At 38.6% G+C, this 16,123-nt stretch carries 16 protein-coding genes and 1 CRISPR repeat array; of the genes, 11 read left to right on the plus strand and 5 right to left on the minus strand.

The genetic code is table 11. The features are described from left to right. Positions 1–62 precede the first annotated feature (62 nt). Complete coding sequence (locus tag EL076_RS03525; protein WP_126429287.1) at positions 63–902, plus strand: DUF4300 family protein; 840 nt, start codon at positions 63–65, stop codon at positions 900–902. Between the two features lie 141 nt (positions 903–1,043). Next, a complete protein-coding gene (locus EL076_RS03530) occupies positions 1,044–1,355 on the plus strand; it encodes a hypothetical protein (protein ID WP_064519110.1) in 312 nt (103 codons plus the stop codon). A gap of 340 nt (positions 1,356–1,695) precedes the next feature. On the opposite strand, the gene EL076_RS03540 is transcribed toward EL076_RS03530, so the two are convergent. Continuing rightward, the gene (locus EL076_RS03540; RefSeq protein ID WP_126429289.1) at positions 1,696–2,115 is read right to left on the minus strand and encodes an SP_0198 family lipoprotein; all 420 of its coding nucleotides are present in this window, start codon (positions 2,113–2,115) and stop codon (positions 1,696–1,698) included. Between the two features lie 656 nt (positions 2,116–2,771). Beyond that, positions 2,772–3,017, minus strand: a complete 246-nt coding sequence (locus EL076_RS10225; protein WP_232009672.1) for a hypothetical protein — start codon at positions 3,015–3,017, stop codon at positions 2,772–2,774. A gap of 12 nt (positions 3,018–3,029) precedes the next feature. Between EL076_RS10225 and EL076_RS10230 the strand changes: the two genes are divergently transcribed. The 6 genes from EL076_RS10230 (at position 3,030) to csn2-St (ending at position 10,183) form a co-directional block, all read left to right on the plus strand. Beyond that, a complete protein-coding gene (locus tag EL076_RS10230) occupies positions 3,030–3,332 on the plus strand; it encodes an SGNH/GDSL hydrolase family protein (protein ID WP_164555391.1) in 303 nt (100 codons plus the stop codon). Positions 3,333–3,466: 134 nt separating this feature from the next. Next, a complete protein-coding gene (locus EL076_RS03560; protein WP_126429291.1) occupies positions 3,467–4,081 on the plus strand; it encodes a DUF2140 domain-containing protein in 615 nt (204 codons plus the stop codon). A gap of 253 nt (positions 4,082–4,334) precedes the next feature. After that, positions 4,335–7,721 (plus strand): type II CRISPR RNA-guided endonuclease Cas9, encoded by a 3,387-nt coding sequence (gene cas9, locus EL076_RS03565; RefSeq protein ID WP_126429293.1) that lies wholly within the window; start codon positions 4,335–4,337, stop codon positions 7,719–7,721. Between the two features lie 176 nt (positions 7,722–7,897). After that, on the plus strand, positions 7,898–8,809 hold the full coding sequence (gene cas1, locus EL076_RS03570) for a type II CRISPR-associated endonuclease Cas1 (RefSeq protein WP_003097497.1): 912 nt from the start codon (positions 7,898–7,900) through the stop codon (positions 8,807–8,809). 1 nt (position 8,810) lies between these two features. Beyond that, a complete protein-coding gene (gene cas2 / locus EL076_RS03575; protein WP_002946754.1) occupies positions 8,811–9,134 on the plus strand; it encodes a CRISPR-associated endonuclease Cas2 in 324 nt (107 codons plus the stop codon). Next, complete coding sequence (gene csn2-St / locus EL076_RS03580) at positions 9,131–10,183, plus strand: CRISPR-associated protein Csn2-St (protein ID WP_126429295.1); 1,053 nt, start codon at positions 9,131–9,133, stop codon at positions 10,181–10,183. The genes cas2 and csn2-St overlap by 4 nt, the downstream gene beginning before the upstream one ends. Before the next feature lie 63 nt (positions 10,184–10,246). Then, positions 10,247–10,942: direct repeats of the CRISPR family, unit length 36 nt; unit sequence GTTTTTGTACTCTCAAGATTTAAGTAACTGTACAAC. Between the two features lie 41 nt (positions 10,943–10,983). On the opposite strand, the gene EL076_RS03585 is transcribed toward csn2-St, so the two are convergent. From EL076_RS03585 to EL076_RS10400, 3 genes are read right to left on the minus strand one after another with little or no spacing between them, the layout of a single operon-like run. Next, a complete protein-coding gene (locus tag EL076_RS03585; protein WP_117646833.1) occupies positions 10,984–11,799 on the minus strand; it encodes a TIGR03943 family putative permease subunit in 816 nt (271 codons plus the stop codon). After that, positions 11,799–12,701 (minus strand): permease, encoded by a 903-nt coding sequence (locus EL076_RS03590; protein WP_048788550.1) that lies wholly within the window; start codon positions 12,699–12,701, stop codon positions 11,799–11,801. The genes EL076_RS03585 and EL076_RS03590 overlap by 1 nt, the downstream gene beginning before the upstream one ends. A gap of 5 nt (positions 12,702–12,706) precedes the next feature. Next, on the minus strand, positions 12,707–12,838 hold the full coding sequence (locus EL076_RS10400; protein WP_002885949.1) for an SPJ_0845 family protein: 132 nt from the start codon (positions 12,836–12,838) through the stop codon (positions 12,707–12,709). A gap of 280 nt (positions 12,839–13,118) precedes the next feature. Between EL076_RS10400 and EL076_RS03595 the strand changes: the two genes are divergently transcribed. The 3 genes from EL076_RS03595 (at position 13,119) to EL076_RS03605 (ending at position 16,007) form a co-directional block, all read left to right on the plus strand. Next, positions 13,119–15,251: a Tex family protein gene (locus tag EL076_RS03595; RefSeq protein WP_126429297.1), complete on the plus strand. Its 2,133-nt coding sequence runs from the start codon at positions 13,119–13,121 to the stop codon at positions 15,249–15,251. Further along, positions 15,238–15,678: a SprT family protein gene (locus tag EL076_RS03600; protein ID WP_117646834.1), complete on the plus strand. Its 441-nt coding sequence runs from the start codon at positions 15,238–15,240 to the stop codon at positions 15,676–15,678. The genes EL076_RS03595 and EL076_RS03600 overlap by 14 nt, the downstream gene beginning before the upstream one ends. 65 nt (positions 15,679–15,743) lie before the next feature. Next, positions 15,744–16,007, plus strand: coding sequence for a PspC domain-containing protein (locus EL076_RS03605; protein WP_048788548.1), 264 nt, complete (start codon positions 15,744–15,746; stop codon positions 16,005–16,007). Positions 16,008–16,123 lie beyond the last annotated feature (116 nt).

The following is a 16,123-nucleotide window of genomic DNA, read 5'->3' on the forward strand; positions in this document are numbered from 1 at the left end:
GAAGAGCGTTTTGAGAAGGAGTAGCCTACAAAATCTGATATAATGAAGCCAAGGAGGCGCCTATGAAATATCTAAAAAAACAGACGCTGATTCTTTTATCTATCTCTAGCCTATTCCTTGTCGGATTAGCAGTTTCTACACATTTCCACAAAAAGGAGAAGCAACCAAGCTACTCCAACCTCAATAGTAAGGTTAGTCTTAGTGAGGTACGTTCCATTCTCTCGAAACATTTGGACGAGGGGAGTGTGGATAGCTTTATCAATCTGGTCAAGGATTATAATGACACCGTTGGTTCTGTTGGTTTAACTGGAGATTTTAAACCATTTACTAAAACCGACTATGATGTGGAAAAAATCAGTAGTTTGTGGACAGCCAAGCATGGTGACTTTATCGGCACAAACTGTCGTATCAACACCTATACGCTCCTGAAAGGCAAAATCAAGATTCCACAAGTCAAAAGTGATAGTGAGCTCCTTTTCCAAGATAAGGATGCCATTGACAAGGGCAAGATTTTTGATGCCAAGGAGCAGGCAAACTTTGAAATTCTCTTTTCAAGGGTTAAGACTGAACCTACCCAAGTTGTCAAGGTTCACGCCAAACATATGGAAGATTACTACAAGCAGTTCACCTTTGATGACAAGGCACGCATGCTGTCGGTTGTTGTCCATGATAATCTGGACGGAGATTCTCTTTTTGTTGGTCATGTTGGCGTCTTAGTTCCAACGACGGATGGCTACTTATTTGTTGAAAAGTTGACCTTCGAAGAGCCCTACCAAGCCATTAAATTTGCTAGCAAGAAGGACTGCTACAAGTATCTCACAACCAAGTACAAGGACTACACTGGACCGGGTCTAGCCAAACCCTTTATCATGGACAATGGCAAATGGGTGGATATGGACTAGGTTAACGTGCAACGAAAGTTTGAGTAGGGTAGAAACATGACACATGAGCTAGTCAATTCCTTGTCTCATCAGTCCCAATCAGTTGTATAATCTCATGTAAGAGTGTAAAATCTACTATATAAAGATTAAGAGGAATTAGTAATGGAATTAAAAGATTTTACTGAAAAAGAACAAGAACAAATCAACCAAGGGTTGAGTACAGCTGAGATTTCTGACAAGGAAGCTGCGAAGAAGTTGCTTGACTTGGTACCGCTAGAATGGATTAAACGCATTCCTTTCTTTGTAAGAGGCCATGCGACGACTAAGACAGTAGAGCGTGTAGCCAAGCAATATCCTGAGCTCTATGCAGTGGCTAAGCGCCAAGGGGACCTTCCTGAAAAAGAGAGAGAAGAGTTGCGTAAAATCATGACAGCTATTTTTGAAGAAAAAATGAACAAACACAAAATTAAGTAATGTTTTACCAAAAAAGGTATAAGTCTGCAAACTTATACCTTTTTCTTATCTTTACTTCCTATTTGACTTGGATAGACTAATGGCAACCACTGTCGCACCCAGAGAAAATCCAGCTAGCAAACCTTTTGTAGTTATAAAAGGTTTATCGAAGATAATATAATTATATACAGAAAATCCGAGTCCAATAAGAGTTACACTAATTGATAAAAGAATAGCGTCAACCATAATTGTCTTTGGGTCATCCTCAGCCTCCTATTTGTATCCGTTTTCTTTCTGCATATAGTAAAACATAAAAAACCTTAGCTAAATCAAGAGAGTGGTTTGGCTAAGGTATCTGATATTATTTTGTTAAGATAATAGTATCATTTGGATCACGGTCATCATCTTCAATAGTCAGCTGATTTCCGTCGAGTTTATAGTATTTGATATCATCCCCAATCGTTAGACTTTGATTGGCAGGGTTAACTGTTACAGACTTGCTATCCTTCTCGCCATCTGCTTCGTCCTCTTCCCAAGTACCAGTATTTCCAGAGATAGTAAGAGTAATACGATCGCTTTCATCAGTTCCTTTATAGGTGCCATCTAGCCCGTTAGTCTGTTTAGAAGCTTCAGAACTTTGTGAAGGTGAAACCTTACTTGAACTTTGTTGGGTACTAGCAGAGCTTTCAGGTGTTTGAGCTTTCTGGTTTGAGCAGGCTGCTAAAAGACCAAGAACTGCCATAGAGGCAAGAGAAAGTGTGAGTTTTTTGGACAATGTCATAGGCTTTGTCTCCTTTCTTTGATACCTTAAGTATAGCAAACGTTTATACATAAACCAAGCAAAACCCTTTTTCTGAAAATAGATACAACTATCCCTAGCAAATGACTCCCCACTAGCAAGATCATACTCTATTATCCCCATTTAAACTATGCTATGCTGATAAAAAACTATTAAGGAAGGTCCCTAATGACAACAAGCAATCCACGTCGCCAGTGAGAGCGACTTTGGGCAGTAAATAAGTACCTGGTGTTCAGTCATTCAAACAAGATTTACTTAGAAATCCGGAACTATCTCAAGAATGATGAGGTTAGTTTGGATTAGGCTAAGGCCTACATTGACAAATCCCTGGACTTTCCTGAAAAACCTGGTCAATTCGTTAAATCTGGGGCTATTTTAAGAAAAAATCGACTGTCAGCGAAAAGGAAATGTTTATGGTCCAGATGGATAGCTATAAGGTTGCAAGGGAAACTAGGATTTCTAGGGGCTAATCTCGTCCAGTCTCTATTATTTGGGATCATCCATGCGCTTATGTTTATCCAACTAATTGGCGCCCTAAAAGCCATGGCTACTTTTTACCTTCTCACTCATTGAGATAAATATAGCAGAAAATTATCATGGATGAATTAAAAGAAATCAAACTTAAAAACTATTAGTACTTAAATGAGGTCGCCATCAAGGGAGAGATATTCTTCACCGGCTTCTCTCTCATGGAGCTTTTTCCCATTTGTGAAATTGCTAGGAGTAGAGGTATTGACGATATCATCTATAATCGAGTCATCAGTGGTTTGAATACGGATGAATTTCTCCAGCATATCCTTCCCCTGATTTTGGATTTGCAACCGGCCAAGCTTTTCATCAATATGGGTACTAATGTTATGACCTAGGAGACTTATGGAGAGCATTGTTTCCACCATATGATGGCAAATATCAGACAAATTCTGGAGCAAATACTAGCTATATTGCTAAATACCAAGATTTACCTGATAGCTTTTTATCCAGCAAATCTTCATCTGCCTTGTCAGACCCGGGCATCTATCCAGTGGATGAAACTGCGGACCCCTGAAAACCTTGACCGTTCTAATAAGACTCCTGAGGAAATCGCCAAAACCTATGGTTGCCACTTCATTAATTGTAATGCTGAGCTGGTCGACGATATAAAAGAGCAGAAAGCAGAGCATAACTATGACGGCGTTCACCTATATGCCAATGCTTACTGAAAGGTCTATGAAGCTCTTGAGCCCTACCTCTTGGATTAAGAAAATATGATAGAATTTCCAGTTCTTACTCGCTTTTTTCCCTTGATTACAGTACAATAAACGTCAAAAGTGAAAAATTGAAATGGGGTATCCCTATGTGGAAGTGGTTTAAACGACTCATTGTCCTTGTCACTGTGCTCTTTTTTGCAATGGTGGCTCTACTTATTCCGGACAAGATTGACAGTCAAGACCAATTAAAAAATGTATCAACACAAACATCTCTTGTTGATTTAGTCCAGGCTGGTATTGGTGAGACATCCCTATCATCAGGGGACCTTTCAACCGAGATTAATCTGGATAGTAATCAGTTTCGTCAAGTCCTAAAAGCAAGCATAGCTGAATCTAATGATGAGACCCTGAAAAACAGTACCGTAGAGTTGAATGATTCCTATCTAACAGCTAAGGTTCCCGTATCTCTTGGCCCTATCGAATCAACATTTAGCCTTGATTTTACGGTCAGCACTAACAAGGAAGTCATCCTACTAGATTTGTCAGGAGCCCACCTGGGTCGCCTTCCAGTTCCAAAACCACTGGTTCTGCCTTACCTCAAGAAGAGCATTGCCCAGTCCAGCAGTGGTGTTCGCGTGGTTAACAACCAGATTCAGCTCAAGCTTCCTGAAATCGGCTACGAAATTGAGCAAGCCACTATTAACAATAGCAAGATGAAGGTGAAGCTTAACATTCCGATTTCCTTGCCAACAAGTTGGTAATTTAAACTCCTTTGTTCAAAAATGAAATCCAAGACCAAGTCCAATTTGACTTGGCTTTTTACATGAGCAAAGTCGTTAAAGGGAGTAGTATTTATATTTTTTCTAGATTTCGGAATGAAGTGAATAAAGTTGTTTAGATAAAAATAATATTAAATTGATTTTTTAAAACATAGATTATAGCGTTTACAAACACGGTTGTGAATTTTCAGATATTATTGTAAAATATTAGAAAAAAGCATAAGGAGATTCTTAAATGAGCGACTTAGTTTTAGGACTTGATATCGGTATAGGTTCTGTTGGTGTAGGTATCCTTAATAAAGTGACGGGAGAAATTATCCATAAGAATTCACGCATTTTCCCAGCAGCCCAAGCGGAAAATAATGTAGAACGTAGAACAAATCGTCAAGGAAGACGATTGACACGACGTAAAAAACATCGTAGAGTTCGTTTAAATCATCTATTTGAGGAAAGTGGATTAATCACCGATTTTACGAAGGTTTCAATCAATCTTAACCCATATCAATTACGGGTTAAGGGCTTGATCGATGAATTGTCTAATGAAGAATTGTTTATCGCTCTTAAAAATATGGTGAAACACCGTGGGATTAGTTATCTCGATGATGCCAGTGATGACGGAAATTCATCAGTAGGAGACTATGCACAAATTGTTAAGGAAAATAGTAAACAATTAGAAACTAAGACACCGGGACAGATTCAGTTGGAACGCTACCAAAAATATGGTCAATTACGTGGTGATTTTACTGTTGAGGAAGATGGAAAAAAACATCGCTTAATTAATGTCTTTCCTACATCAGCTTATCGTTCAGAAGCCTTAAGGATACTGCAAACCCAAAAAGAATTTAATCCACAGATTACAGATGAATTTATTAATCGTTATCTCGAAATTTTAACTGGAAAACGGAAATATTATCACGGACCAGGTAATGAAAAGTCTCGGACTGATTATGGAAGGTATACTACTAAGAAAGATTCTGAAAATGAGTACATAACTTTAGACAATATTTTTGGTATCCTAATCGGGAAATGTACATTTTATCCAGAAGAGTATAGAGCAGCAAAAGCATCCTACACGGCTCAAGAATTCAATTTGCTAAATGATTTGAACAATCTAACAGTTCCTACTGAAACCAAGAAGTTGAGCGAAGAACAGAAGAATCAAATCATTAATTATGTCAAAAATGAAAAGGCAATGGGGCCAGCGAAACTCTTTAAATATATCGCTAAACTACTTTCTTGCGATGTTGCGGATATCAAGGGATACCGTATCGACAAATCAGATAAGGCTGAGATTCATACTTTCGAAGCCTATCGAAAGATGAAGACGCTTGAAACCATTGATTTTGAGAAAATGTCAAGAGACCAACTTGATAAGTTAGCCTATGTCTTGACATTAAACACTGAGAGGGAAGGTATTCAAGAAGCCTTAGAGCATGAGTTTGCTGATGGTAACTTTATCCAGGAGCAAATTGACGAATTGGTTCAATTCCGCAAAGCAAATAGTTCCATTTTTGGCAAAGGATGGCATAATTTTTCTGTCAAACTGATGATGGAGTTAATCCCAGAATTGTATGCGACGTCAGAAGAGCAAATGACTATCCTGACACGACTTGGGAAACAAAAAACAACTTCGTCTTCAAATAAAACAAAATATATAGATGAAAAACTATTAACTGAAGAAATCTATAATCCTGTTGTTGCTAAGTCTGTTCGCCAAGCTATAAAAATAGTAAATGCAGCAATCAAAGAGTATGGAGACTTTGACAATATTGTCATCGAAATGGCTCGTGAAACAAATGAAGATGATGAAAAGAAAGCTATTCAAAAGATTCAAAAAGCAAACAAAGATGAAAAAGATGCAGCAATGCTTAAGGCTGCCAACCAATATAATGGAAGGGCTGAATTACCACATAGCGTTTTCCACGGTCATAAGCAATTAGCGACTAAAATTCGCCTTTGGCATCAGCAAGGAGAACGTTGCCTTTATACTGGTAAAACAATTTCGATCCATGATTTGATAAATAATCCTAATCAATTTGAAATAGATCATATTTTACCTCTTTCTATCACCTTCGATGACAGTCTTGCTAATAAGGTTTTGGTTTATGCAACTGCTAACCAAGAAAAAGGACAACGAACACCTTATCAGGCTTTAGATAGCATGGATGATGCATGGTCTTTCCGTGAATTAAAAGCTTTTGTACGTGAGTCAAAATCACTTTCAAACAAGAAAAAAGAATACCTTCTTACAGAAGAGGACATTTCAAGATTTGATGTTCGCAAGAAATTTATCGAACGAAATCTTGTAGATACAAGATACGCTTCAAGAGTTGTCCTCAATGCCCTTCAAGAACACTTTAGAGCTCACAAGACTGATACAAAAGTTTCCGTGGTTCGTGGTCAATTCACATCTCAATTGAGACGCCATTGGGGAATTGAGAAGACTCGTGATACTTATCATCACCATGCCGTAGATGCACTGATTATTGCTGCTTCAAGTCAGTTGAATTTGTGGAAAAAACAAAAGAATACCCTTGTAAATTATTCAGAAAACCAACTACTTGATATTGAAACTGGTGAACTTATTAGTGATGATGAGTACAAGGAATCTGTGTTCAAAGCCCCTTACCAACATTTTGTTGATACATTGAAGAGTAAAGAATTTGAAGACAGTATCTTATTCTCATATCAAGTGGATTCTAAGTTTAATCGTAAAATATCAGATGCCACCATTTATGCAACAAGACAGGCTAAAGTAGGAAAAGATAAGAAGGATGAAACTTATGTCTTAGGGAAAATCAAAGATATCTATAGCCAGACTGGCTATGATGCCTTTATAAAGATTTATCAGAAGGATAAGTCAAAATTCCTCATGTATCGTCACGACCCACAAACCTTTGAGAAAGTTATCGAGCCAATTTTAGAGAACTATCCTAATAAGGAAATGAATGAAAAAGGGAAAGAAGTACCATGTAATCCTTTCCTAAAATATAAAGAAGAACATGGCGACTATATTCGTAAATATAGTAAAAAAGGCAATGGTCCTGAAATCAAGAGTCTTAAATACTATGATAGTAAGTTAGGTAATCATATTGATATCACTCCCAAAGATAGTAACAATAAAGTTGTCTTGCAGTCAGTTTCTCCATGGAGAGCGGATGTCTATTTCAATAAGACTACTGGAAAATACGAAATCCTTGGATTAAAATATGCTGATCTACAATTTGAGAAAGGGACAGGAACATATAAGATTTCTCAGGAAAAATACAATGTCATTAAGAAGAAAGAGGGTGTAGATTCTGATTCAGAATTCAAGTTTACACTTTATAAAAACGATTTGTTGCTTATCAAAGATACGGAAACAAAAGAACAGCAGCTATTCCGTTTCTTATCTCGTACTAAACCTAATGTTAAACACTATGTAGAATTAAAACCTTATGATAAACAGAAATTTGAAGGAAATGAATCGTTAATAAATGTACTAGGAGCTGTAGCTAAAGGTGGTCAATGTCAAAAGGGAATAAACAAACCCAATATTTCTATTTACAAAGTAAGAACGGATGTTCTAGGAAATCAGCATATCATCAAAAATGAGGGTGATAAGCCTAAGCTAGATTTTTAATATTAATTGTTAAAAAGTGTTGCAATTATAGTTGTCATATACTATAATAATCGTGTAAGGGACGCCTTACACAGTTACTTAAATCTTGCAGAAGCTACAAAGATAAGGCTTCATGCCGAAATCAACACCCTGTCATTTTATGGCAGGGTGTTTTCGTTATTTAAAAAGGAGAAGAAATGACTTGGAGAGTTGTACATGTCAGTCAAAGTGAGAAGATGCGCTTAAAGCTTGATAACTTATTAGTGCAAAAGATGGGACAAGAGTTTACGGTGCCACTTAGTGATATTTCGATAATAGTTGCAGAAGGTGGAGATACCATTGTTACACTTAGATTATTAAGCGCCCTAAGTAAATATAATATTGCCTTAGTCGTTTGTGATAACGAACATTTACCAACAGGAATTTATCACTCACAAAATGGGCACTTTAGAGCTTACAAACGCTTGAAAGAACAGATGGATTGGTCTCAGAAACAAAAGGACAAGGCATGGCAGATTGTAACTTATTATAAAATCAATAACCAAGAGGATGTCCTAGCCATGTTTGAAAAAAGTCTAGATAACATTAGACTACTTTCAGACTATAAAGAGCAGATAGAACCTGGTGATAGAACGAATAGAGAGGGACATGCTGCCAAGGTCTACTTTAATGAGCTCTTTGGTAAACAATTTGTCAGAGTAACTCAGCAAGAAGCTGATGTCATCAATGCTGGCTTAAACTATGGCTATGCTATTATGAGGGCTCAGATGGCTAGAATAGTGGCGGGTTATGGTTTAAATGGTCTATTAGGGATCTTCCATAAAAATGAATACAATCAGTTTAATTTGGTTGATGACTTGATGGAGCCATTTAGACAGATTGTAGATGTTTGGGTTTATGATAATTTACGAGATCAAGAATTCCTTAAGTATGAGTATAGGTTGGGATTGACAGATTTACTCAATGCTAAAATCAAATATGGCAAAGAGACTTGCTCAGTGACAGTTGCTATGGATAAATATGTCAAAGGCTTTATCAAATATATTTCGGAAAAAGATAGTAGTAAATTTCACTGTCCGGTGGTATCAAGTTTAGAGTGGAGAAAATAAGATGAGGTATGAAGCATTGAGATTATTATGTTTTTTTGATTTGCCCATGGAATCCAAGGATGAAAAAAGAATCTATCGTAATTTTCGTAAAGAATTAATTTCAAATGGGTTTGAAATGTTACAATTTTCGGTCTACTATCGCACTTGTCCTAATAGAAGTTTTGCAAATAAATTTTATAAGAAGTTAAAGATGAGTAATCTACCTGCTGGAAATGTGAGACTTTTGGCGGTTACTGAAAAGCAATTTTCAGAAATGACGTTAATCATAGGTGGCAAAACTAAGCAAGAAGAAATCGTCAGTGATAATAAGTTGGTGGTTATATGAAATTTTTTGTACAACATCCTTACAAAGAACGTATTGAATTGAATATTGGGGTAATCACACAAATTGTTGGTCAGAATAATGAACTCAAATATTATACTTGGCAGATTTTGAGTTGGTATTTTGGTGGAAGAAAATACTCAAGTGAGGACTTAAGTATTTTTGATTATGAAGAGCCTACTATACTTGATGAGACTGGAGAAATAGTGAAGCGAAGTAGCTATCACTATATCGACATTTCAAGTTTTAAGGATTTACTTGAACAGATGGAATATAAGAAAGGCACACTTGCTCACGATTACCTTAGTAAAGTTGTCAATCAAGTGGATATAGTAGCCCATTTGGAGAGAATTAATGAACAAGTAGAGCTTATAGAAGAAACCATGAATCGGCATATAAACTTAAACTGTGGTCAGGTGGAATACCATTTAGAGAATCGCCCTCTAACACTAGACCAACTACTCACAAAAAATTTTAGTCCATTTTTTACCATTGAGAATATGAATCTATCTTTCGAATGGGTTTCAAATACTGATAAACTATCCCTCTTTTTAGAAATGTTAGACCGTCTTCTGTCACAAACAACAGAGAAATATCTCATCCTGCTAAAAAATATTGATAGTTTTATTTCAGAGGACTCATATGATAGTTTTTATAAGCAAATTGATCAGCTAGTCAAAAAGTATCCAAACCTAACCTTTATTTTATTTCCAAGTGACCAAGGCTATCTAAAGATTGATGAGGAAAATAGCAAGTTCGTCAATATTTTATCTGACCAGGTGGAGCATTTGTATGATGTTGAGTTTATGTATGAAAGTGTAGCGAAACATTATCCAAGTAATAATTTTCCAACGAGAGAGGATTTTAGGATATCCTTAGAGACCGTAACGCCTTATTTATTGACAAAAATGCTGAGACAACCTAGTCTCTCAGTTGTTGATTCAGTAATATTGAATATCCTAAATCAGTTGTTTCATTTTAGTTACCGTATAAGATATTCCCAAACATCTGATGAAAAACTTTTACAGAAATTTTTAGAAAGTAAGGATTGACAAGGACAGTTATTGTTTTTATAATCACTATGTGGGTATAAAAACATCAAAATTTCATTTGAGGTTTTTGTACTCTCAAGATTTAAGTAACTGTACAACTTCCCAGTCGTTGATTTTTATTGAATACCCGTTTTTGTACTCTCAAGATTTAAGTAACTGTACAACGGACATCGAACAAGTCAATGCCGTAAGCTTGTTTTTGTACTCTCAAGATTTAAGTAACTGTACAACAATCTTTAACCGGATTGTAGAACCGTTCGGGTTTTTGTACTCTCAAGATTTAAGTAACTGTACAACTGCCTTTAAAATAACTAGATTTTACCATCAGTTTTTGTACTCTCAAGATTTAAGTAACTGTACAACGAGCAAGCACAAGCAAGCTTTACTATCCTGTTTTTGTACTCTCAAGATTTAAGTAACTGTACAACCAGATTGGTTTATCGAACAAGGTCGCAAGTGTTTTTGTACTCTCAAGATTTAAGTAACTGTACAACCAAAAGCTGTTGGTTAACGGTGCTTTGGGCAGTTTTTGTACTCTCAAGATTTAAGTAACTGTACAACCTTGTTTTTCCTCTGGGGTCTCTGCGACTTGTTTTTGTACTCTCAAGATTTAAGTAACTGTACAACGAAATAAACTGCCCAAACATTTTTATTTTCGTTTTTGTACTCTCAAGATTTAAGTAACTGTACAACTGAGTAAGCGACAAGCTAGAAATCAAGTCAGTTTTTGTACTCTCAAGATTTAAGTAACTGTACAGTTCGATTAAACTTAAAAAGCCAGTTCAATTGAACTTGGCTTTTTAAAATACGCGATAGACATAAGGATTGTCAGGCTGTCCGACCTCTTTAACTTCAGTCAAATTGAGGATAGGTAGGCTCTGTTTGAGATTTTGATAGTAATCCACAGTGATGGTACCAGTGACTTTTACCCAGGTATTGTCCTTGAAGGTTTGGTCACTTCCTCTCGTCGCCAGTCCGTAAACACCTGAATCGGCGATACAGTGGATAATACCGAAACGGAAGATGAACTGATAACCCTTGGTCTGTGGGTCATTGTAAACAAAGCCGGTATAGGTGACCTTCTTGCCCACGAAATCGTTAGGATAGAGGTAGATGAGCTCCATGACTTCCATGTAATTTTCCGTGGTAATCTGGATGGTCTCATGTCCCTTGTATTTGGCTAGCTCCTTGGTCATCTCCTTCTCATATGCAGAGGAGGTGAAGTAGGAGCTAGTGTCCGGCTTCAAGTACTGGATGGTCGTTCCCTCTTGGTCGGCCTGATTAGGATCGCTCCCTGCCGCCAGTGGAAAATGATAACCCTTGGCTGATACGGTATTGGCATCCAAGGTCACTGTTGGTACTAAAAGTCCAGTGAGGACTGGAAAGGCTAAGAGAACGATGCTGGCTACCTTGGCTACTCGACCTGACAAATGCGAGTGAACCTTCATCTGCTTCATCCAAACAATGAGTTGAACCACAGCGAGGATAAAGGAAAGCACCATGGAAATGTAGGCCAAGTAGGAGTAGTGGATATTAATGTACTGGTTGAGCTTGCCGGAAACTTGTAAGTACATGACGAGCTCAAAATACCCAGATAAGATGAGAAAACGTAACATTAAATCACCCCCAATAGCAGACAATAAATGATTGTCACCAGACTTGCGGTTCCTACAAAGAGACCAACAAAGCGTGTCTTAAACTGGTGTTTCATCATAATCAAGTTCTTGATATCAACCATAGGACCTATGATGAGAAAGGCAACTGTTGGTGCCACTCCGAAACTAGAGAGCAGCGAAGCCCCGATAAAGGCATCCGCCTCCGAACAAAGCGAGAGGATAAAGGCCAAAAGCATCATGATAAGGATGGCTGTCACCGAATTGTGCCCGATTGTCGTAAGAATACGGGTAGGTAGGTAGGTCTGCATCCCTGCGGCCACCAGGCTCCCGAAAATCAGATAACGTCCAGTGTCGAAAAATTCATCGACAGCATGAACTAGGGCTTGAAAAACTTTCTTACCAGCTGACAAACCACTATAGTCGTGAACATGACTGGTCTTACGATTGTCCTTGAGAATCTGGTCATCCACCACAAAGCCAAGCAAGATTCCCAAAATCATGGCAATCAAGAAAGCCCCAAGGAAACGTAAAATCACGTAGTACCAAGAGTTCCCAAAGGCAGTATAGGTCGCAAAGAGAACGACTGGATTGATGATAGGAGCAGTTGCCATGAACGGAATAGCTGTGTAGCTAGGCACTTTTTTCTCTAAAAAGCGCGTGATAATGGGAACAATCCCACATTCACAAGAAGGGAAAATAAAACCAACCAGAGTTCCAAAGAGAATAGCCAGGACCTTATTTTTAGGGAGGAAGTTTTGGACCTTTTCAGGAGTCACGAAGACCTCGATAAAGCCAGACAGGATACTTCCCAACAAAACGAAGGGCAGGGCTTCGATAATAATCGATAGAAAAACTGCCAGAAGCTGCAAAACGCTATCTGGTAGTTGATGAAAAATAGCCATAAAAATTATTTCTTCTTATCTTCTTGAAGACGTTTGTCCTTCTTAGGATCAGTTCCCGCCTTTTCAAAATCAGGGATAGCCGCAAAAGATGCCATCATGCTTTCAAGTTCATTTGTTTTTTTCTGAATAACTGCCATAAAAATCCTCCGAGTTAAAATAAGATACTAAGGGCGTCATTTCTAAGAGAAAATTAGGGCATCGGCCGAAGAAGCTCTGCTTCTAGGAAGATGTATCTATTTTCCGAAAGAAATAGCCCGAGTTCAGTTGCAATAAGATACTAAGGGCGTTATTTCTGTTAGAAATAGCCCTTAACAATAGGTTTACCTTTCTATTATACTACCTCTTGCTTAAAAATTCTCGCTTCAGCTACAAGGTTTTCTGCCCAAGTAAATCTCCTCTCGTGGTATAATAGAGTTTATGGAAAATCGTAATTTAGAGACATTGGCTCAGGAATTGGGTCTAAAAAAACAACAAGTTGAAACTGTTTTGGAATTGACCGCAGAAGGCAATACCATTCCCTTCATTGCCCGTTACCGTAAGGAAAAAACCGGCAATCTGGATGAAACGCAAATCAAGGCCATCATTGATATGGACAAGTCCTTGACTGCTCTTCAAGACCGCAAGGAAACAGTTCTGGCCAAGATTGAGGCTCAGGGTAAATTGACTGACCAACTCAAGGCAGCCATTGAAGCTGCTGAAAAGTTGGCAGACGTGGAAGAACTCTACCTTCCCTATAAGGAAAAACGCCGCACCAAGGCGACTATTGCTCGTGAAGCAGGTCTTTTTCCATTGGCTCGTCTTATCTTGCAAAATAGTCCCAACCTCAAGGCTGAAGCTGAAAAGTTGACATCTGAAGCCTTTCCAACAGCTGATAAGGCTCTTGCGGGTGCTGTGGATATTTTGGTTGAGGCCTTTTCTGAGGACAATAGCTTGCGATCTTGGACCTACAACGAAATCTGGAACAACAGTGACATCACTTCAACCCTCAAGGATCAATCGCTGGATGAAAAAGAAACTTTCAAGATTTACTATGATTTTGAGGATAAGGTGTCTAAACTTCAAGGTTACCGTACATTAGCCCTTAACCGTGGGGAGAAACTAGGCGTTGTCAAGGTAGCCTTTAAGCACAATCTTGAGAAAATGCACCGTTTTTACAGTGCCCGTTTCAAACAAAAAAATGACTATATCGAGGAAGTCATCAACCAATCTCTCAAGAAGAAAATCATTCCAGCTATGGAGCGTCGTATCCGTAGCGAGTTGACTGAAGCAGCAGAAGATGGTGCGATTCAACTTTTCTCTCAAAACCTTCGAAGCCTTCTCCTAGTCTCACCACTTAAAGGTAAGATGGTTCTTGGGTTTGACCCAGCCTTTCGTACAGGGGCTAAGTTGGCCGTGGTTGACCAAACTGGTAAGCTCATTACAACGCAAGTTATCTATCCAGTGGCTCCAGCCAGTCAGGCCAAGATTGCCCAAGCTAAGAAAGACTTGGCTGACCTCATTAAAAAGCATGCCATTGAGATTATCGCTATCGGTAATGGAACAGCCAGTCGTGAAAGTGAAGCTTTTGTGGCAGAAGTTCTCAAGGATTTTCCAGAGACTTCCTATGTCATTGTCAATGAGAGTGGTGCCTCTGTTTACTCTGCATCAGAGTTGGCCCGCCATGAGTTCCCAGACTTAACGGTCGAAAAACGCTCTGCCATTTCCATTGCCCGTCGTCTTCAAGACCCATTGGCTGAGTTGGTTAAGATTGACCCTAAATCAATCGGAGTAGGCCAATACCAGCATGATGTTAGTCAGAAGAAACTTTCTGAAAATCTTGACTTCGTCGTTGATACCGTGGTTAACCAGGTTGGTGTCAATGTCAATACGGCAAGTAGTACCCTCTTGTCACATGTCTCAGGTCTCAACAAGACTATCTCTGAAAATATCGTCGCCTACCGTGAGGAAAATGGTGAGATTGCATCACGTGCTGAAATCAAAAAGGTCCCACGACTTGGTGCCAAGGCCTTCGAACAAGCTGCAGGTTTCCTTCGTATTCCAAATGCTAAGAATATCTTGGATAATACAGGGGTCCACCCAGAGTCTTACCCAGCGGTAAAAGACCTCTTCAAGCAGTTGGATATCACAGATTTGGACGACTCTGCCAAAGAGAAATTGAAGGCTCTTAATCTTAAAGAAACAGCAGAAGAGCTAGGGCTTGGACAGGAAACCCTTAAAGATATCATCGCTGACCTTTTGAAACCAGGTCGTGACCTCCGTGATGATTTTGAAGCACCAGTGCTTCGTCAGGATGTTCTTGAACTCAAAGACTTGTCAGTCGGACAAAAACTTGAAGGGACAGTCCGAAATGTTGTGGACTTTGGTGCTTTTGTGGATATCGGTGTCCATGAGGATGGTCTTATCCACATCTCTGAGATGAGTAAGAGCTTCGTTAACCATCCAAGTCAGGTCGTTTCTGTTGGGGATTTGGTTACCGTATGGGTATCAAAAGTTGATTTGGAGCATGAAAAACTCAACCTCTCCTTAGTGAATCCACGTGAATCTAACTGATTATGTTAAGACTGTTTCTATAGAAGATTTTGGCTGGGAATTTAAGCATCAAGCCTTGTGGAACAAGCGTCTCCGGACCACTGGAGGGCGGTTCTTTCCCAAGGATGGACACTTAGATTTCAACCCAAAACTCTATGAGGAACATGGTCTTGAGACCTTTCGAAAAATCGTCCGCCACGAACTCTGTCATTATCACCTTTACTTTCAAGGGAAGGGCTACAAGCATGCTGATAGAGATTTCAAGGACTTACTAGCTAAGGTCGATGGCCTTAGATACGCTCCAAAGATGCAAGGTCAAAAGGAGAAGTACTACCTCTATCAGTGCCAATCCTGTGGTCGTATTTACCGTCGCAAACGCCGTGTCAATACACGGAAATTTGGCTGCGGTTTGTGTCGAGGCAAGCTCATTTTTCTAAATCAGTCCTAGGGCTGATTTTTTTAATTTAAAAAAATCATATAATTAAATCAAAGAAATGATGGGAGAAGAAGACCATGTCAAATCGTTTTTATAAGACACGAAAAAATAGACTCGTCGCCGGTGTTGTTGCAGGTTTGGCAGATAAGTTTGGCTGGGACCTAACTCTAGCTCGTATCTTGGCTATCATTCTCATGGTTTCAACACAGTTTGGAATCTTTCTATACTTGGTTTTAGCCTTTCTCCTTCCTTACAAAGAAGATATTTATCCCGAAATCAAACTTAAGGATGGACGTAAACGTAAAAACGCTGAACCTGTAGAAGACGAGTGGAACTGGTAAGCAAATTATAAGAGAAAAGATCTATGATTGGCCTTAGTGCTAGTCATAGGTCTTTTTTGCTTTGAGAACCGCATTGAAAACCTTTTTATGATACAATGAAACTAGTAAATAATCGG

The sequence above is a fragment of the Streptococcus vestibularis genome, from assembly GCF_900636445.1.
In the GTDB taxonomy this organism is placed as follows: domain Bacteria; phylum Bacillota; class Bacilli; order Lactobacillales; family Streptococcaceae; genus Streptococcus; species Streptococcus vestibularis.